Genomic DNA, 14,355 nt, shown 5'->3' on the forward strand with positions numbered 1-14,355 from the left:
AAGTTCTTCACGAGTTAAATCATATCACCTTTTTCAAATTCCGCAAGAGGTTTATGTTAAAAAAATCACAACTAATTGGACTGACAAACAAACCCGCCGTCAGCAAGGCTTACAGCGATAAAGAATGTAAGCGCATACATATAATTAAAAACTTTTTCAGAAATTTTTTAGATGTATTTTAAATCACAACCAGCCATTTTTCTTTCATAACCCTATCGACTGTGACCCTAAATCCTTGCGTTTGCCAAGTTTTTTCCGCCAACTGGGCAGTTTCCATACCGGTGGTGCACCGATTATGCTACAGTTAAGACATGAAAAATCTGCAGCTCGACCACTTGGCACGGTGAAAGCGTGTCACGCCAGCCGGTTGCGATCCGTAAATAAATTCGAAAGCGTGATTTCTATGCGACCTTTTGCTTTCTGGCGTGACGCGAACAGCCACTTCTTCCACCACTGGGGGAGTTACGTGACGCTGGTCTTTCTGACCAACCTGGTCGTCAGCTATATTGCAGTGCCGATCTTCACCTGGTTGACCGCTGCTCTGATGCGCTGGCAGCACGTTCCCTACATTTCCTATACCAATATCGGATCCCTACTAATTCACCACCCGCTAGCCATTCTGGGATTGATCGTCATTTTACTGGCCATTATCACCTTGATCTATTGGCAATTTGCCTACCTACTCTTGGGAATTACCAATATCCGCCACGGGCGGCCCCAAACCATGCTGGGCGTCTTGGGTGACACTATTCGCAGTATTGCCGGCGCATCGCCTAGTACGTTTCTCTTCTTTATTGGCTACTTCATTGTAATCATGCCCTTTGGGAGTGAACTCTTCACTACGCCATTACTGAACAAAGCCAAGATTCCAGCATTCATCATCAGCTACCTCATGGACAACACCTTTTTTGCGATACTGCTGGGGATCTTCTACGTGGGCGCCGCCTACCTAGGGATTCGTTTGATCGCTGTCCTCCCCCTGATGATGATTGACCACTATCACAGTCGTTATGCTATTCGTCTAAGTTGGCAACGCACCCGTGGCCATTTCTGGAACTACTTTCTCAAAATCATTGTGACCCTGATCATCGTCAGCGTCACCGTCGCCATCATCTACGGCACACTCTACCTAGGCCAAGTTCTCTTCGATAAGACCGGGATTGCCTTGATCACTGCCACCATAAATCTCTTTTTAATGGAGGTCATTACGGAGTTCATCGTCTGCTACGCCACCGTGGTCTTCATGATGGTGATTCTCAGCAGTCACGATACCCATCAACCCTCACCATCCGTCCTGTTTAGCTTCCGCGAACCCGCCAAGACACGGCTACGAACCCGCCTATTGATCATCAGTGGTTTAACGATCATTAGCGCCGCGCTAGTTGGCTTCAACTTGATCTATCTAAACGGACTGGCCATGAGTAAACCCCTGACGATTGCTCACCGAGGCGTCGACAACGGTAACGGCGTTCAGAATACGATTCCGGCCATGGTTAAGACTAGTAAGGAACGACCAGACTACGTTGAAATGGATATTCGGATGACGAAGGATCACCAGTTTGTCGTTATGCACGACGCCAACCTGAAAAATCTGGCTGGTTTAAACCGTAAAGTCTCATCCATGACTCTCAAACAGTTGACTGCTGTCACAATCACTGAGAACGGCTATCAGGCCAAGATTCCGAGCTTCAACAACTACCTCAACACGGCGATTAAGCACCATCAAAAATTGCTAATTGAAATTAAAACGGGGGGCGCCGATACCAAGGACTTGCCCGAACGATTCTACCGCCAATTTGGTGACCGTATTCTCACCAATCATGAACAGGTTCATACGTTGAGCTATACCATTATGAACCGGCTGAAGAAGGAACATCCTGCCCTCTTCGTCAGCTATATCATGCCGTATAACCTCACCTTCCCCCAGACACGGGCCAACGCCTACACCATGGAGGAAACGACGCTCAACGACTCCTTCATTGAGCAGGCCGATCAACAACATAAGAAAGTCTACGCTTGGGATATTGATGATATTACCAGTATGGATCAAATGATGTTTATCGGGGTTAATGGCGTCATCACCAACAATCTTCACTTGATTCAACAGGAAATTAAGGACAACACAGATCGTCCAAGCTATGCCAACCTTTTGTTAACGTTTATGAACGATTTAACGTTGGAGACACAGACACAGTAGGATTTGAGAATAACCCCGTGGCGGAAATAAGAGGCCCCTGCTACTTTCAAGTTTTGAAAGTAGCAGGGGCCTCTTATTTAAAATTGCAATTAGGTTCTTCACAGCTAATACACCACAAAGAGACACTATACCTATTTACTTTTTTCGATCTTCCGGAGCGGACGCTTAATCAAGTGCAGCAGCTTTTCTGACTGCAAACGCGCCACCACGGCATCAACTGCAACCTGCATCAACTTTTCGTTTAAGTCCTTGGCAGCTGGCTGAACCTGCTCCTCACCTAAATGGTGCAAACGATCTTCCAGTTGGCCAATAAAGTTGTCATAAGCTTGCTTGGGGTAGTCTCCGGCCGTGATCTGGTCAATCCCGGAGCGCACCGTATCTGTTTGGAACATGGGCTTGAGCAGGCTGATCATCAGGATATCCGTCAACTGCATCGTCTGATACTTCTTCTTGACGGGTGCTAAGATCACGTGATGCTTCACGTAATTGTTAATCATCGCCGGTGTGATAGTATCGATACCCAACGGCCCCAGAATATCGTTGATCAAGGCGGTCACCTGGTCCATGTAGAGGTCAAACTTTGGTAAATCATCCCATCGTGGCAACTTTGCCTTGTGCATCTGGTTCTCCCAACGGGTATATTGATTATAATCAGCCATATTTCTTCCCTGCCCTTCCATTTCTTGCTTTCATTATAACATATTACCTAGTTTTAATGACTAGATATAACTAGATTAAATTATTTCAACTGGCGTTAGAACGAAACAAGGCCAGCTTCACATCAGATTGCACAGCACTTGCCCACCATAGCCTAATCAAAATTGCAGTTAGCCTATTTGATTAGGCTAACTGCAAATTTTAAATCTCTTAGACTTTATCGCCACCGAATCCGGCTCAGTATGCGTTTACCCAAGCCCTCTTGAACCACAATGAAGACTGGGTACACGCTGATCATCAGCGGTAAGTAGATCAACGCAAGTTTCCAGTTGAGGAGACTGACCAACGAGAATATCGGGCCAAACAACAAGAAGACTGCGGCGAAGAGTCCCGCCATAAGAATAATCAAGCCAATTTTGAACCGATTCAACGGCCGGGCGACCATGATCAAGGCGTTTAAGCTGATCAACCCCGTCATCAAGACACTCAGCGTGGAGGTCGTGGCGAAACTCAGACCAAACTGCGTTCCTAACGCCAGAATGACGAGAATATAACCCACGACACAGACTGCAGCCGGTGCAGCAATCTCCATAACTTGCTTCATAAAACGGCCAGCAATCCGGGCGTAGTTCGGCTGTAGAGCCAGGAAGAACGTTGGAATCCCGACCATCAACGATGAGATCGGTGTTAATTGAATCGGTTCAAACGGATAACTCCGGCTCATGAAGATAAAAATCAGCGTGAGCACCACGGAATACATGGTCTTGATCAGGTAGAGCGAGGCCACCCGCTCGATGTTATTGATGACTCGGCGTCCTTCATTCAGGACGTTGATCATCGCATCAAAATTGGAGTCGACCAGCACGAAATCCGCCAGACTCTTCGTTGCCTCACTTCCCGAGGCCATCGCAATACTACAATCGGACTGGCGCAGTGCCAATAGGTCGTTAACACCATCTCCAGTCATGGCCACGGTATGCCCAGCCGTTTGATAGGCCTTGATCAACCCCTGTTTCTGTTGCGGGGTGACCCGACCGAAGACGTTATAGTCGGCAACCAACCGGTCATAGTTGGGCGCTTCCCCAACCTGACTCATATCAACTAACTGATCGGCGCCGGCAATTCCAGCTCGACCAGCAATACTAGCGACCGTCACCGGGTTATCTCCAGAGATCACCTTCAACGCCACATCTTGATTGGCGAAAAAGCTAAAGGTATCCTTGGCTCGCGGCCGCAATTCATCGGTAATCAGAATCAGCCCGATTGCTTCCGGTGCGGTGGGCTTTGGCGCCGTTAACGCCCCAACCTTGGCCAATAACAGGACCCGATAACCTTGTGCAGCGAGTGCTTGAATCCGCTGCTTCACATCAGCTGGTACCGTTTCAAAAATAAATTCCGGGGCACCCATGACATAAGCACCAGTGGCTAGTTGCGCACCACTCCATTTACGTCCAGACGAAAATGGTAAGACCTCCGGCGAAGTGACGGTTGGCGTTCCCAGGGCATTCTTAATCGCCGTCGCCGTTTCGTTATCATCACCCGTTGCGGCAACGAGTTGCGCCAATATCTCACCCAGTTCATCCGTTGACTGATTTCCAACGGCTTCGACCTTTTCCAATTCCAATTGACCATTAGTGATAGTGCCCGTCTTATCCAAACACAAGACGTCAACGCGAGCCAACGCCTCAATAGCGGGTAATTCTCGAACTAGCACGTGCCGGCGCCCCAGGGTAAAGGCCCCCGCAGCCAAAGCAACTGACGTCAACAGGACTAACCCTTCTGGAATCATCCCAACCATCGAAGCAACCGTCCCCAGAATGGCACGGTTTTGGTCCTGTCCCCGCATCAACGCGGAAATAAATAACCCGGCTCCCAGCGGAATAATGGCAAAGGTCAACACCTTAATAATCCGATTAATAATAATCAGCAGCTGGCTGGCAGAACGACGCTTTTGCTTAGCGGAGTGAGCCAGTTGCTTGACGAAGCTCCCACTTCCAACCTTGGTTGCTTGCACGACGGCTTTCCCACCAAGAATGACACTCCCAGAGACCAGCTGATCATTTGTATTCTTAATGATTGGCGTGGATTCCCCGGTAATCTGGGATTCATCAACCTCAATGCCGGCCGTTTCACGGACTAACCCGTCAACCGGAAGCTGATCTCCGCGACCAATCGCGAGTAAGTCATCCTGGACGATCTTATCCTGATGCATGGCCGTGAGCTCGCCATCTCGCAAGACACTGATTTGGGCTTCCGAAAGTAGGGCTAGTTTATCCACCTGCCGCTTTGAGCGAACTTCTTGGAAAATTCCAATCCCAGTATTAAAAATAACCACACCTAAAAACAGTAAATTTTTATAGCTACCCGTAAACAGAACGAGGCCGCCCAACAGAATATTGATTAAGTTAAATAGGGTCAATAAATTATCCCTAAATATTTGTTTTACACTCCGCGTTAACGGTGGTAATGGGTCATTCTTTAACCCCTCTGCCACCCGTTGTTTCACTTCGGCCGCAGTTAAACCTTGGTCGAGTGGTGGCAGGTAACGTTCCGTCATTTAGACGTCCTCCTTTACCGATTCATTACCCATATTGTACTCGATAATGCGCTTTCATACCGACTAATCTGTTGCTTTTTTCGGATTCTTAAGCGAATCGCTAGCTGTTAACAGGAACCGTCAAGAGTGGTTAAATGGAGATGAACCCAATTATACGAGGGAGGAATTACCATGAATCATAAATCATCGGCAGTTATTTTATTTATCCTCTACATTATTTTACTCGGTTGTATGCTGGCCCATCAAGAGATGTTGGCTATGTGGCTAATGACGTTCGGCATGTTGACGGAGGCAGCCATTAACCTCTACGACCAATTCAAGACGAAAAAGTAAGCGTTGCCAATGACACTAAATTGGCTTAACATATTATTTATAACCGTATTTAGACGTTGTCTTCCGAATCGGACCGTTTTAGAGGCGGCCTTTATCGGCTCAGCCAGCGCACTTAATGCTAAGGAGGAAAAATAATGACACTTACCAACATTGCAGATACCATCAAACTCGCCGATGGCCATGAAATCCCCGGCTTTGGTTTCGGTACCTACCTCATCAGCGACCAAGCAAGCATGGATACCACCATCAAGACCGCGTGGGATGATGGCTATCGGTTGTTTGACACGGCGATGCTTTACCGTAACGAAGATATCCTGGGTGAAACACTACAACGGCTCGAGATTCCGCGTCAGGAACTGTACCTGACGAGTAAAGTTGCTGAGGAAGTTCAAGGCTACGACCAAACATTGCGGTCCGTGGAAGGTTCTTTGAAACGACTGCAAATGGATTACCTGGACTTATTATTGATTCACTGGCCCGTTCGTGAACATTTCTTCGACACGTGGCGTGCCTTCGAACAATTAAAGGCGGATGGTAAGGTCAAGTCCATCGGGGTCTCCAACTACACCGCAGCACATTTGGACCTATTGGCAACTAAGGCTAAGGAAATGCCTGTCGTTGACCAAGTGGAATATCACCCCTACTTAAACCAATTGGCCCTGTTGGATTACAATAAGCAACACAATATCGTGACAGAAGCATGGAGTCCTTTGGGTCGGCGTGCCGTCTTGGGTGATCCGATGATTGCCAAAATCGGCAAGCACCACGATAAATCTGTCGCCCAGGTCATTCTGCGTTGGGAACTCCAACACGGCATCTTACCAATTCCAAAATCCCAACACCCAGAACGAATTGCCGAAAACACGAAGGTCTTTGACTTCACGTTGGGGGAAGACGAAATGTCCACAATCGACCTGCTGAACAAATACCAACGGACCGGGAATGAACCGGAAATCGTCTATGAAACGGGTAAACAATACTAATCGCTAGAAAAGACCTGATGGCGGGTGAAACTCACTGCCAATCAAGTCTTTTATTTTAACGACGAATTGTCAAATCAAGTGCAACGTTTGTTCAAAGAAAACTTCAGCTGGCGTCTTCCAGCCCAAGACCTTGCGTGGACGGTCATTCAGTTCTTGGACGAACTCATCAAGGATTTAAACAAATTCGGGACACTTTATAATCAACGTATTAACAGCTAACTAATGGGAGAGGACTTTCATTTACACAAGATATTTGACACGCCCGATGTCTAAAAGTTGTAGGTTAATCTTATGGACCCTTGAGGGTTATAGGACCCATGAAAACAGCGACACAGCAATGAAGATTCTCTGATATACACTTCGCATATAATTCGATTGCATATCTACGGTTTTAAACCTCTCTTCTCCTGTATTGTTCTTTTCCAGGACCAAACTATCAATTGATACATTAAATAAGAAGCTCATTTTAATAATTTTCTCAATATCTGGATATGCGTGGTTGTTCTCCCATTTAGAAATGGACTGCCGAGAAACCCCTAGCTGCTTACTCATCTGTTCCTGCGACAATTTTTTCTCGAATCGTACTTTTTTAATATTTTCCCCAATATTTTGCATCAAAAACTTTCCCCTTTACAAAGACAAATCTGTCTAGACCAGTTTACCATTTCTAGCGAGCTTTGTCTTCCAAAATATTTGGTTAGTTTTCTCAATCCATCTGTAATCCCTATTTGACACAACGTAAACTCCAAGTTACCTATTGAATCAATTAGTTTACGTAAACGAATTGACACTTTTCTGCTTATTCTAGCTGAGCTAACTTTAGTTAAGACATCAGTTCGTACTGAGTCTAAATTATTTTAAAGGTGGAAATCTAATGTACCTCAAAAAACACGGAATTCTCTTAATGACTGCCCTTTCATTATCAGGTGTAATTTTACCTGTTACGGATGCCCTTGCTTCGACCCATACAGCACCAACACAAGTGAAAGCTTCAAAAGTGACTGCATTACCAATCGGACTACAAGGCAAAAAGGTTAAAGTACACACCAATGCCAAGTGGCGTCAACTTACATCAGAATTGCAACGATTAGAAGAGCATTCTTCACTAATTACCTCAGAACAGCAAAAAGCAAAGCTCACTGAGTTGGTCCATGAATACGATGGCGCTCAAGTAGATTATGATATCTTAGATGATAATGATTTCCAGGTGCAACCACGCAAAGGTCATTCCTTTTCTGAAAAATGGGTGAATGGCGGATTGAATGACTTCGCCTACAAAAAGTCTGCACTACCTGATTTACGGGCATACTATGGAAAAACAGCAGGAAGCACAGCAGTATTGGGGGCCGGTGGAGGTGGTGCTATCGGCGGCTGGGTCGGAGCAATTGTTGGAGCTGTTGGTGGTACAGTGGCATCAGGGTACTTTAGAGATGCTCAGAAGGATATGAAGAAGTGGATTAACAAAGGATCATCTAAAGGCGGTTGTAGGGTTACATTAACGGATGAGTTCCCAATCTCCTACCTCAGCTCACAGAAACAAACTAAGATCAAAAAACTTTAATATTTGCAACTAAGGAGCGTAAAAATGTACTTCTTAACAATCCTCGGTATCATTTCATTTGTCCTGTTTATTTTATCTTGGGCTATTAAATATCGACGGCACACTTTAGATAAAGCAACCTACGTTGGGTTATTTACTCTGTTAGTGCTATCCCTATCAATACTGTATTGGACCATTTCTCCATAAAAATAATGGCCAGTCTCCCCCAATATGCAGGGGAGGCGGGGCTCCTTGTCAAGTAGACAGTCAAATAATTAAAATTGTTATGCAATCTTCTGAATGGTAACACCCGCAAATTACCTTATCCATTCTATTGCTCATAAAGAAAAGGCACGTATTCTGATCTCTTCAGAACACGTGCCTTCACTCGTCTTTAAAGACTAGTCAATACTGATTTTATGGTTGTCATCAACTTCGGTTTGCTTTGGCAGGGTCAGCGTCAAGACGCCGTCGGTAAAGCCCGCCTTGACCTGTTTCAAGTCGATATTTGGCAAATAGAAAGAGCGGGCAACGTCTTGACTGTGACGCTCTTGTCGCAAGATCCGACCGTCATCGTCCTTAGTCGCTTGACTGACCTCAGACTTGCCGGAGATCCGCAACGTCTCATCGCGGTAATCCACGTGGATATCATCCTTCTTAAACCCTGGCAATTCAGCGGTAACCACGTAGTCTTTGTCGTGTTCCACAACATCAGTCTTCATATCACTGTCACCGTTAAACATATCGTGACCCAAGTTACCCACTTCATTGAAGAAATTCATTGGATCAAAGAAATCAAAGTTCCGATTCATTACATCATTAGCCATAATCAATTAACCCCTTTCTGCTTTGTTTGATTACATTTTCTATAATAGTCAGTATTGGTCAGAAAAGCAAATAATTAGCACTCTATTTATTGAGTGCTAACTTAAGCAGGTTGTTGCTGATGCAAAGGGATTCTATTTTCTGGTAGATTAACTCTTTAGTTTTCAAAGATCAAGGATATCGTTTAAAGGTCAAAGAATATTTAACCTCTCTATACTTATACCAATGTAAAAAATACGTTTTGAGTCTCATGCTTTATCAAGGCTTAATCAAACCTTTAGTAATCCAGACAGAGTCGAAAGGTGATAAAAAGACTGATAAAAGTCTCTTAAAAAGCTTTTAGAACCGTCAAAAAAGCACCCAACATCTCTGTCAGGTGCTTCACCGCAATCAACGCGATTAGCTTTTAGTAAGTTTCTTGGTCATTATCCTTAGGCACAACAATCTTTTCGCCCAAGGCGTCGGCTAAGTCTTGCAAGGCCGCTTCTCGAGTTGGTACAACGTCCATGTTAAACAGAATGGAATCGATGTCCCCACCAGCAAAGTCAAATTGTTCAAAGTAAACGTAAGGATCATGATCATCGTCATTTTCCAAGAAATGCTTCGTCACTGCCTCAGAAAGAGCTGTTGCCCAGGCCAAGTCCTTCATTTTTGGCAAATCCTTCTTCGTCACAAAACCTGGCGTCAAAATTAATTCTGCCGCCTTTTCGACGTCGGCCGTTGGAATTTCAATGGTTGGCGCAATTTCTTCGTCCTTTGGTGTTTCTGCCATAATCAAAATCTCCTTTGATGTTACTAATTTCAGTCTAGTCCTTTTTAGCGAAAACGTTAAGTATCTCATTTCTCAAAGTTAATCCAATTTTTTTGCGTTGTTCGGTTGCCAGGTGAACGCTTTGAGAGTAAAATTTGGTTCAATCTACTCACTATAAAAAGGCGTGCAGACGCGCTATAATAAAGAGATAGAATTAATGAAATGAGGAATGATGTGTGGATAGCGGTCAGATAGTTGTGAACCTAATTATTATTTTAATTACCTTCTTCTTTGCAGCTTTCTTTGTTGCTTGTGAATTTGCCTTAGTACAGACCCGGCCTAGTGCTTTAGAGGAAAAAATTGCCGAACGAGACAAGCCGTCGGCCAAGCTCAACCGGGCCATGAAAATGGTAACCAATTTAAATGAATATTTATCAACGACTCAAGTGGGGGTCTCACTTGCCGGAATCATCTTAGGGTGGATCGGTGAAACTTTCTTCGTTGACCTCTTGCTAGATGGTATGGCGCCAGCGCACCTCAATACGGCAACCACCCATACGATTAGTGTGATTTTCGGGGTACTTCTGTTGACTTACCTAGAAGTGGTCTTCACCGAAATCGTCCCTAAGAACATTTCAATCGACATGCCAATGAAGGTCTTGATGTTGATTGTGACGCCGTTGCATTACTGCCATATGCTGTTCTACCCATTTGTTTGGTTACTCAACACCAGCGCATCTGGCGTTGTTCGGTTGATGGGGCTGAAGGTCGCCAACGAAAGCGATGAAGTCTTCTCGCAAGCCGAAATTTTAAACCTCTCACGGAGCGCCGTGGAAGGTGGCCAACTGGAAAAGAACGATTTGGTCTACATGCAACGAGCTTTCGAGTTAAACGATAAGGTCGCCAAGGATATTATGATTGACCGGACCCAGCTGGAAGTCATCGACATCACGTCGAGCGTCAAGGAAGCGTTGAATGTCTACCTGCAAGAACGGTTCAGTCGTCTGCCAGTCGTTGCCGATGGAGACAAAGATAAGGTTCTCGGCTACGTCTACAACTACGATTTGATTCGCCAACAACAGGTTGATTCCTCGGTACGTGTGGATAAATTGATTCGTGATATTTCCACGACCCCCGAGACAACCCCCATCACTGAAGTCTTACAACAGATGATCAAGAAGCGGACCCCAATCGTCGTCGTCGTTGACGAATACGGCGGAACTTCCGGAATCATCACTGACAAAGATATTTACGAAGAATTATTCGGAACCGTTCGCGATGAAATCGACGATGCTAACGACCAATACATCTTCAAGCAGCCTAATGGCACCTTCCAAGTTAACGGTAAGATGACGACCTACGACTTCGAGCGATACTTCAACACCGATATTAAAGGCTTTGAAACCACCGAAACCGTAACGATGGCCGGATTTATCATTGATAATTACCCGAACGTTAAGGTCAACGATGTCATTCACCTGAAGAACTTCGACTTGAAGGTTCTGGATTACGAGAATTCATTTATCAATTGGTTAGAGGTCACGGTAAATGCCCCACAGAAACAAATTACCACGACCGAGGCTAACGATAGTGACGACAAGTAACGAAGCTTAAGCCAAAAGAGTCTGGGGATTTTCCCCAGGCTCTTTTATAATCTCCAAATTTGTATTTCGCTTCGCTTTACTTACGATACAGCATCCCCGCCACCAGATAACCAACGCCACCGACCATTAAGGCCAATGAAACCCACCAGAAGACACTGACTAGGCTGACTGAGATCACGTTGGGCAGCATTAGGCCAATGACAACGAGTCCACTCCAAAAACGCACAGAGCGATAAAATTTATGATTAAAGTGCATGGGCTATCGGCCTCTCTTTCTTCTCCCATTGTAAGCCTGGCTCTTGCCGAAATCACGGACAAGTTTGACAGTCGCCACCAACTGTTCCCATAATAGAGCGTTGTGTTTTTTCGGAAAGGAAGTCCCGTGCCATGGACATGACCCAACTAACGACGCAAATTCTCCTGATGTTTCTGTTGATGGGCATCGGCCTGCTGACCAATAAACTCGGTTTTATGCATGGCCAGACAGCGACGGATCTAACCAATATTCTCCTATATATTGTCTCCCCCTGTCTGATTGTGAACGCCTTTGAACAAGACTTCTCAACCAGTCGGCTACAGAGCCTTGGCCTGGTTCTCCTGGGGATCCTGCTGACCTATGGCTTCATGGTGTTGATCACGAACCTCGCCTTCAAACGCGTCGCCGACCCCAACTTGCAGCGCATCATGCGATTTGGCGCGGTCTATTCTAACGCTGGCTTCATGGGTGTTCCCCTAGCTAGCGCACTGTTTGGGAGCACTGGCGTCTTCTTTGCCGTCGCCTCCCTAGCTGCCTTTAATATTTTTTGCTGGACGCATGGTATCGCACTGTTTACCCCGCGGGAAAAGGGTGCGCCAATCAATTGGCAGCAAATCCTTCTTAATCCTAATATTCTCGCGATTGTCGTGGGCTTAGCCATCTTCATCAGTGGCTTTCACCTGCCGAGTCTTCTCAATCACGCGGTAACCGACGTGAGTTCCATTAACACGCCCCTCTCAATGATCGTGATTGGCAATAGCCTGGCCGCAGTAAAATTCAATCGTGCATCTTTGAATCAACGACTCTGGTGGCCTCTGCTCTGTCGAAACCTGCTATTCCCCGTTATCGATATTGTCATTCTGCGGGCCTTTGGTATCAATGGTATTCCTCTCTACACGACGGTTCTGATGGCGGCTTGCCCAGTTGCCGGTAACGTTGTGTTATTCACACTCAAAGCCCACGGGGACCCGAGTCCAGCCGTGACCTTAATGAGTATTTCTACGATCTTTAGCGTTGCCACGATTCCCGTGGTCTTTGCACTAAGTAATCTTTGAGGTCCGTTGACGACTATAATGGTCATTACGGCCCTTTTTCATATGCACATCGACAACCTCAAAAGTTCCCCGAATCGTGATGACTTTTCCCATTAATAACTGGTATACTAGTTGATATTGAAACCGCTAACAAACAGGAGGAACACTATGGCACCCCTAAAATTAACCGAAGGCCGTCCCGTCAAACAAATCATTCTATTTTCACTCCCCTTGATTGGCGGCTCCCTCTTTCAACAGCTCTATAACTTTATTGATACGCTCATCGTCGGCCGACTCATTGGTGTCGACGCCGTGGCTGCGATTGGGGCCTATTATCCCTTAAGCTTTCTGATTATGGGCTTCGTTCAGGGAACCTGTATTGGCTTCAGTATCCCCCTCTCTCACAGTGTGGGTGAGGAGAATCACACCGCGGTTCGTCAATACCTGACCAATGCCATGTGGCTCTGCTTGGGCCTCGCCGTGATCCTGACCCCACTAATGGTGGCCTTGACGCCAACACTACTGACCGCTCTACATACGCCGAACCAGATTCTCCACCTGACCATTATCTTCACGGCCATTTCATTTCTGGGAATTCCCGCCAATATTCTCTTTAACTACTCGGCGGACGCACTCCGATCCTTTGGTGATGCCGTCCATCCGCTCTATTTTCTAATTGCCTCACTCGTGGTCAACGTGGTTCTTGATCTGATATTCATCCTGATCTTCCACTGGGGCATTGCCGGAGCCGCTATCGCCACCGTCATCAGCGAGTTCATCGGTGGCCTGCTCAATCTGACTGTCTTTCCGAAATTCAACCTGGGGCTGTCCCGCAAGGATTGGGCATTGAACTGGGAACGGATTAAGAAGATGAATCTAATTGGTCTGCCGATGGGCTTTGAATACTCCGTCTCCGCCATCGGTGCAATCGTGATGCAGGATGCCATCAACCTCCTCGGAACGAGTATCATTGCGGCACAATCCGCTGCCGAGAAGATTCGTCAACTCTTTACGCTACCTATGGAAAGCGTGGGGGCTGCAATGGCCACCTACCAGGCCCAGAATTTTGGTGCCAAGCAACGGGGCCGAATGAAGCGTGGGATCATCGATGGGGTCTGGATTCAAGTGATTTACTCCGCCGCTGCCTTTATCATTATTAATCTGGCCAAGACGCCGCTGGTGACCGCCATCATCGGTCCGGGTCACCCAGACATTATCCGCGAAGCCAACTACTATATCATTATTATCAGCTGTTACTTCCCAGTTCACGGTATTCTGATGATCTTCAGAAATACCTTACAGGGTTGGGGCCACAGCTTCTACGCCATCTTCTCTGGGATGGGCGAGTTGATTGGACGGACTGCCGCTGGCTGGTTGTCCATTGCCGGTTTTGGCTTCACCGCCATCGCCTACGCCAATCCACTGGCCTGGGGACTCGCACTGGCCTACTGTATCTTTATGGTCTTTCGGGTCTTTCGTCGGAAAAATTTCTTGGATGAATAAGCCCACTGCCTACAGTTGCCAGAATTTCGTCTACCATGAAGGCCACCCATAGTCGAACGGCCTTCCGGCTAAGTTGACTTTCATTCACAAAACGACCATACGTCGTGATCGCAAC

At 46.3% G+C, this 14,355-nt stretch carries 13 protein-coding genes; 7 read left to right on the forward strand and 6 right to left on the reverse strand.

Going from position 1 to position 14,355, the window contains the following annotated elements:
* The first annotated feature begins 403 nt into the window (after positions 1 to 403).
* Positions 404 to 2,197 (forward strand): glycerophosphoryl diester phosphodiesterase membrane domain-containing protein, encoded by a 1,794-nt coding sequence (locus ACKTSF_RS09775; protein ID WP_407888960.1) that lies wholly within the window; start codon positions 404 to 406, stop codon positions 2,195 to 2,197.
* A gap of 131 nt (positions 2,198 to 2,328) precedes the next feature.
* Here the strand turns inward: ACKTSF_RS09775 and ACKTSF_RS09780 are convergent, their stop codons facing one another.
* The gene (locus ACKTSF_RS09780) at positions 2,329 to 2,856 is read right to left on the reverse strand and encodes a DUF1836 domain-containing protein (protein ID WP_020089570.1); all 528 of its coding nucleotides are present in this window, start codon (positions 2,854 to 2,856) and stop codon (positions 2,329 to 2,331) included.
* A gap of 215 nt (positions 2,857 to 3,071) precedes the next feature.
* On the reverse strand, positions 3,072 to 5,411 hold the full coding sequence (locus ACKTSF_RS09785) for a cation-translocating P-type ATPase (RefSeq protein ID WP_407888962.1): 2,340 nt from the start codon (positions 5,409 to 5,411) through the stop codon (positions 3,072 to 3,074).
* Between the two features lie 171 nt (positions 5,412 to 5,582).
* Here ACKTSF_RS09785 and ACKTSF_RS09790 point away from each other — a divergent pair, with 171 nt between their 5' ends.
* Together ACKTSF_RS09790 and ACKTSF_RS09795 are read left to right on the forward strand one after the other, a co-directional pair.
* Complete coding sequence (locus tag ACKTSF_RS09790; protein ID WP_407888964.1) at positions 5,583 to 5,744, forward strand: hypothetical protein; 162 nt, start codon at positions 5,583 to 5,585, stop codon at positions 5,742 to 5,744.
* A 134-nt stretch (positions 5,745 to 5,878) separates the two neighbouring features.
* The gene (locus tag ACKTSF_RS09795) at positions 5,879 to 6,727 is read left to right on the forward strand and encodes an aldo/keto reductase (RefSeq protein ID WP_407888966.1); all 849 of its coding nucleotides are present in this window, start codon (positions 5,879 to 5,881) and stop codon (positions 6,725 to 6,727) included.
* Between the two features lie 306 nt (positions 6,728 to 7,033).
* On the opposite strand, the gene ACKTSF_RS09800 is transcribed toward ACKTSF_RS09795, so the two are convergent.
* Complete coding sequence (locus ACKTSF_RS09800; RefSeq protein ID WP_407888968.1) at positions 7,034 to 7,342, reverse strand: helix-turn-helix domain-containing protein; 309 nt, start codon at positions 7,340 to 7,342, stop codon at positions 7,034 to 7,036.
* A gap of 259 nt (positions 7,343 to 7,601) precedes the next feature.
* Here ACKTSF_RS09800 and ACKTSF_RS09805 point away from each other — a divergent pair, with 259 nt between their 5' ends.
* Positions 7,602 to 8,288, forward strand: coding sequence for a hypothetical protein (locus ACKTSF_RS09805; protein ID WP_407888970.1), 687 nt, complete (start codon positions 7,602 to 7,604; stop codon positions 8,286 to 8,288).
* A gap of 380 nt (positions 8,289 to 8,668) precedes the next feature.
* Here ACKTSF_RS09805 and ACKTSF_RS09810 read toward each other — a convergent pair whose 3' ends face one another.
* The gene (locus ACKTSF_RS09810) at positions 8,669 to 9,094 is read right to left on the reverse strand and encodes an Hsp20/alpha crystallin family protein (protein WP_407888972.1); all 426 of its coding nucleotides are present in this window, start codon (positions 9,092 to 9,094) and stop codon (positions 8,669 to 8,671) included.
* 404 nt (positions 9,095 to 9,498) lie between these two features.
* The gene (locus ACKTSF_RS09815; protein WP_395321946.1) at positions 9,499 to 9,864 is read right to left on the reverse strand and encodes a hypothetical protein; all 366 of its coding nucleotides are present in this window, start codon (positions 9,862 to 9,864) and stop codon (positions 9,499 to 9,501) included.
* Positions 9,865 to 10,079: 215 nt separating this feature from the next.
* On the opposite strand from ACKTSF_RS09815, the gene ACKTSF_RS09820 reads away from it, so the two are divergent.
* The gene (locus ACKTSF_RS09820) at positions 10,080 to 11,447 is read left to right on the forward strand and encodes a hemolysin family protein (RefSeq protein ID WP_407888974.1); all 1,368 of its coding nucleotides are present in this window, start codon (positions 10,080 to 10,082) and stop codon (positions 11,445 to 11,447) included.
* A 76-nt stretch (positions 11,448 to 11,523) separates the two neighbouring features.
* Here ACKTSF_RS09820 and ACKTSF_RS09825 read toward each other — a convergent pair whose 3' ends face one another.
* Positions 11,524 to 11,673: a hypothetical protein gene (locus tag ACKTSF_RS09825; protein WP_407888976.1), complete on the reverse strand. Its 150-nt coding sequence runs from the start codon at positions 11,671 to 11,673 to the stop codon at positions 11,524 to 11,526.
* A 161-nt stretch (positions 11,674 to 11,834) separates the two neighbouring features.
* Between ACKTSF_RS09825 and ACKTSF_RS09830 the strand changes: the two genes are divergently transcribed.
* Positions 11,835 to 12,758, forward strand: a complete 924-nt coding sequence (locus tag ACKTSF_RS09830; protein WP_407888978.1) for an AEC family transporter — start codon at positions 11,835 to 11,837, stop codon at positions 12,756 to 12,758.
* 147 nt (positions 12,759 to 12,905) lie between these two features.
* Entirely contained in the window at positions 12,906 to 14,240 is a 1,335-nt protein-coding gene (locus tag ACKTSF_RS09835; protein WP_407888980.1) for an MATE family efflux transporter, read from the forward strand.
* Positions 14,241 to 14,355: the final 115 nt, after the last annotated feature.

This window comes from Levilactobacillus muriae (assembly GCF_045862015.1).
Taxonomy (GTDB): Bacteria; Bacillota; Bacilli; order Lactobacillales; family Lactobacillaceae; genus Levilactobacillus; species Levilactobacillus muriae.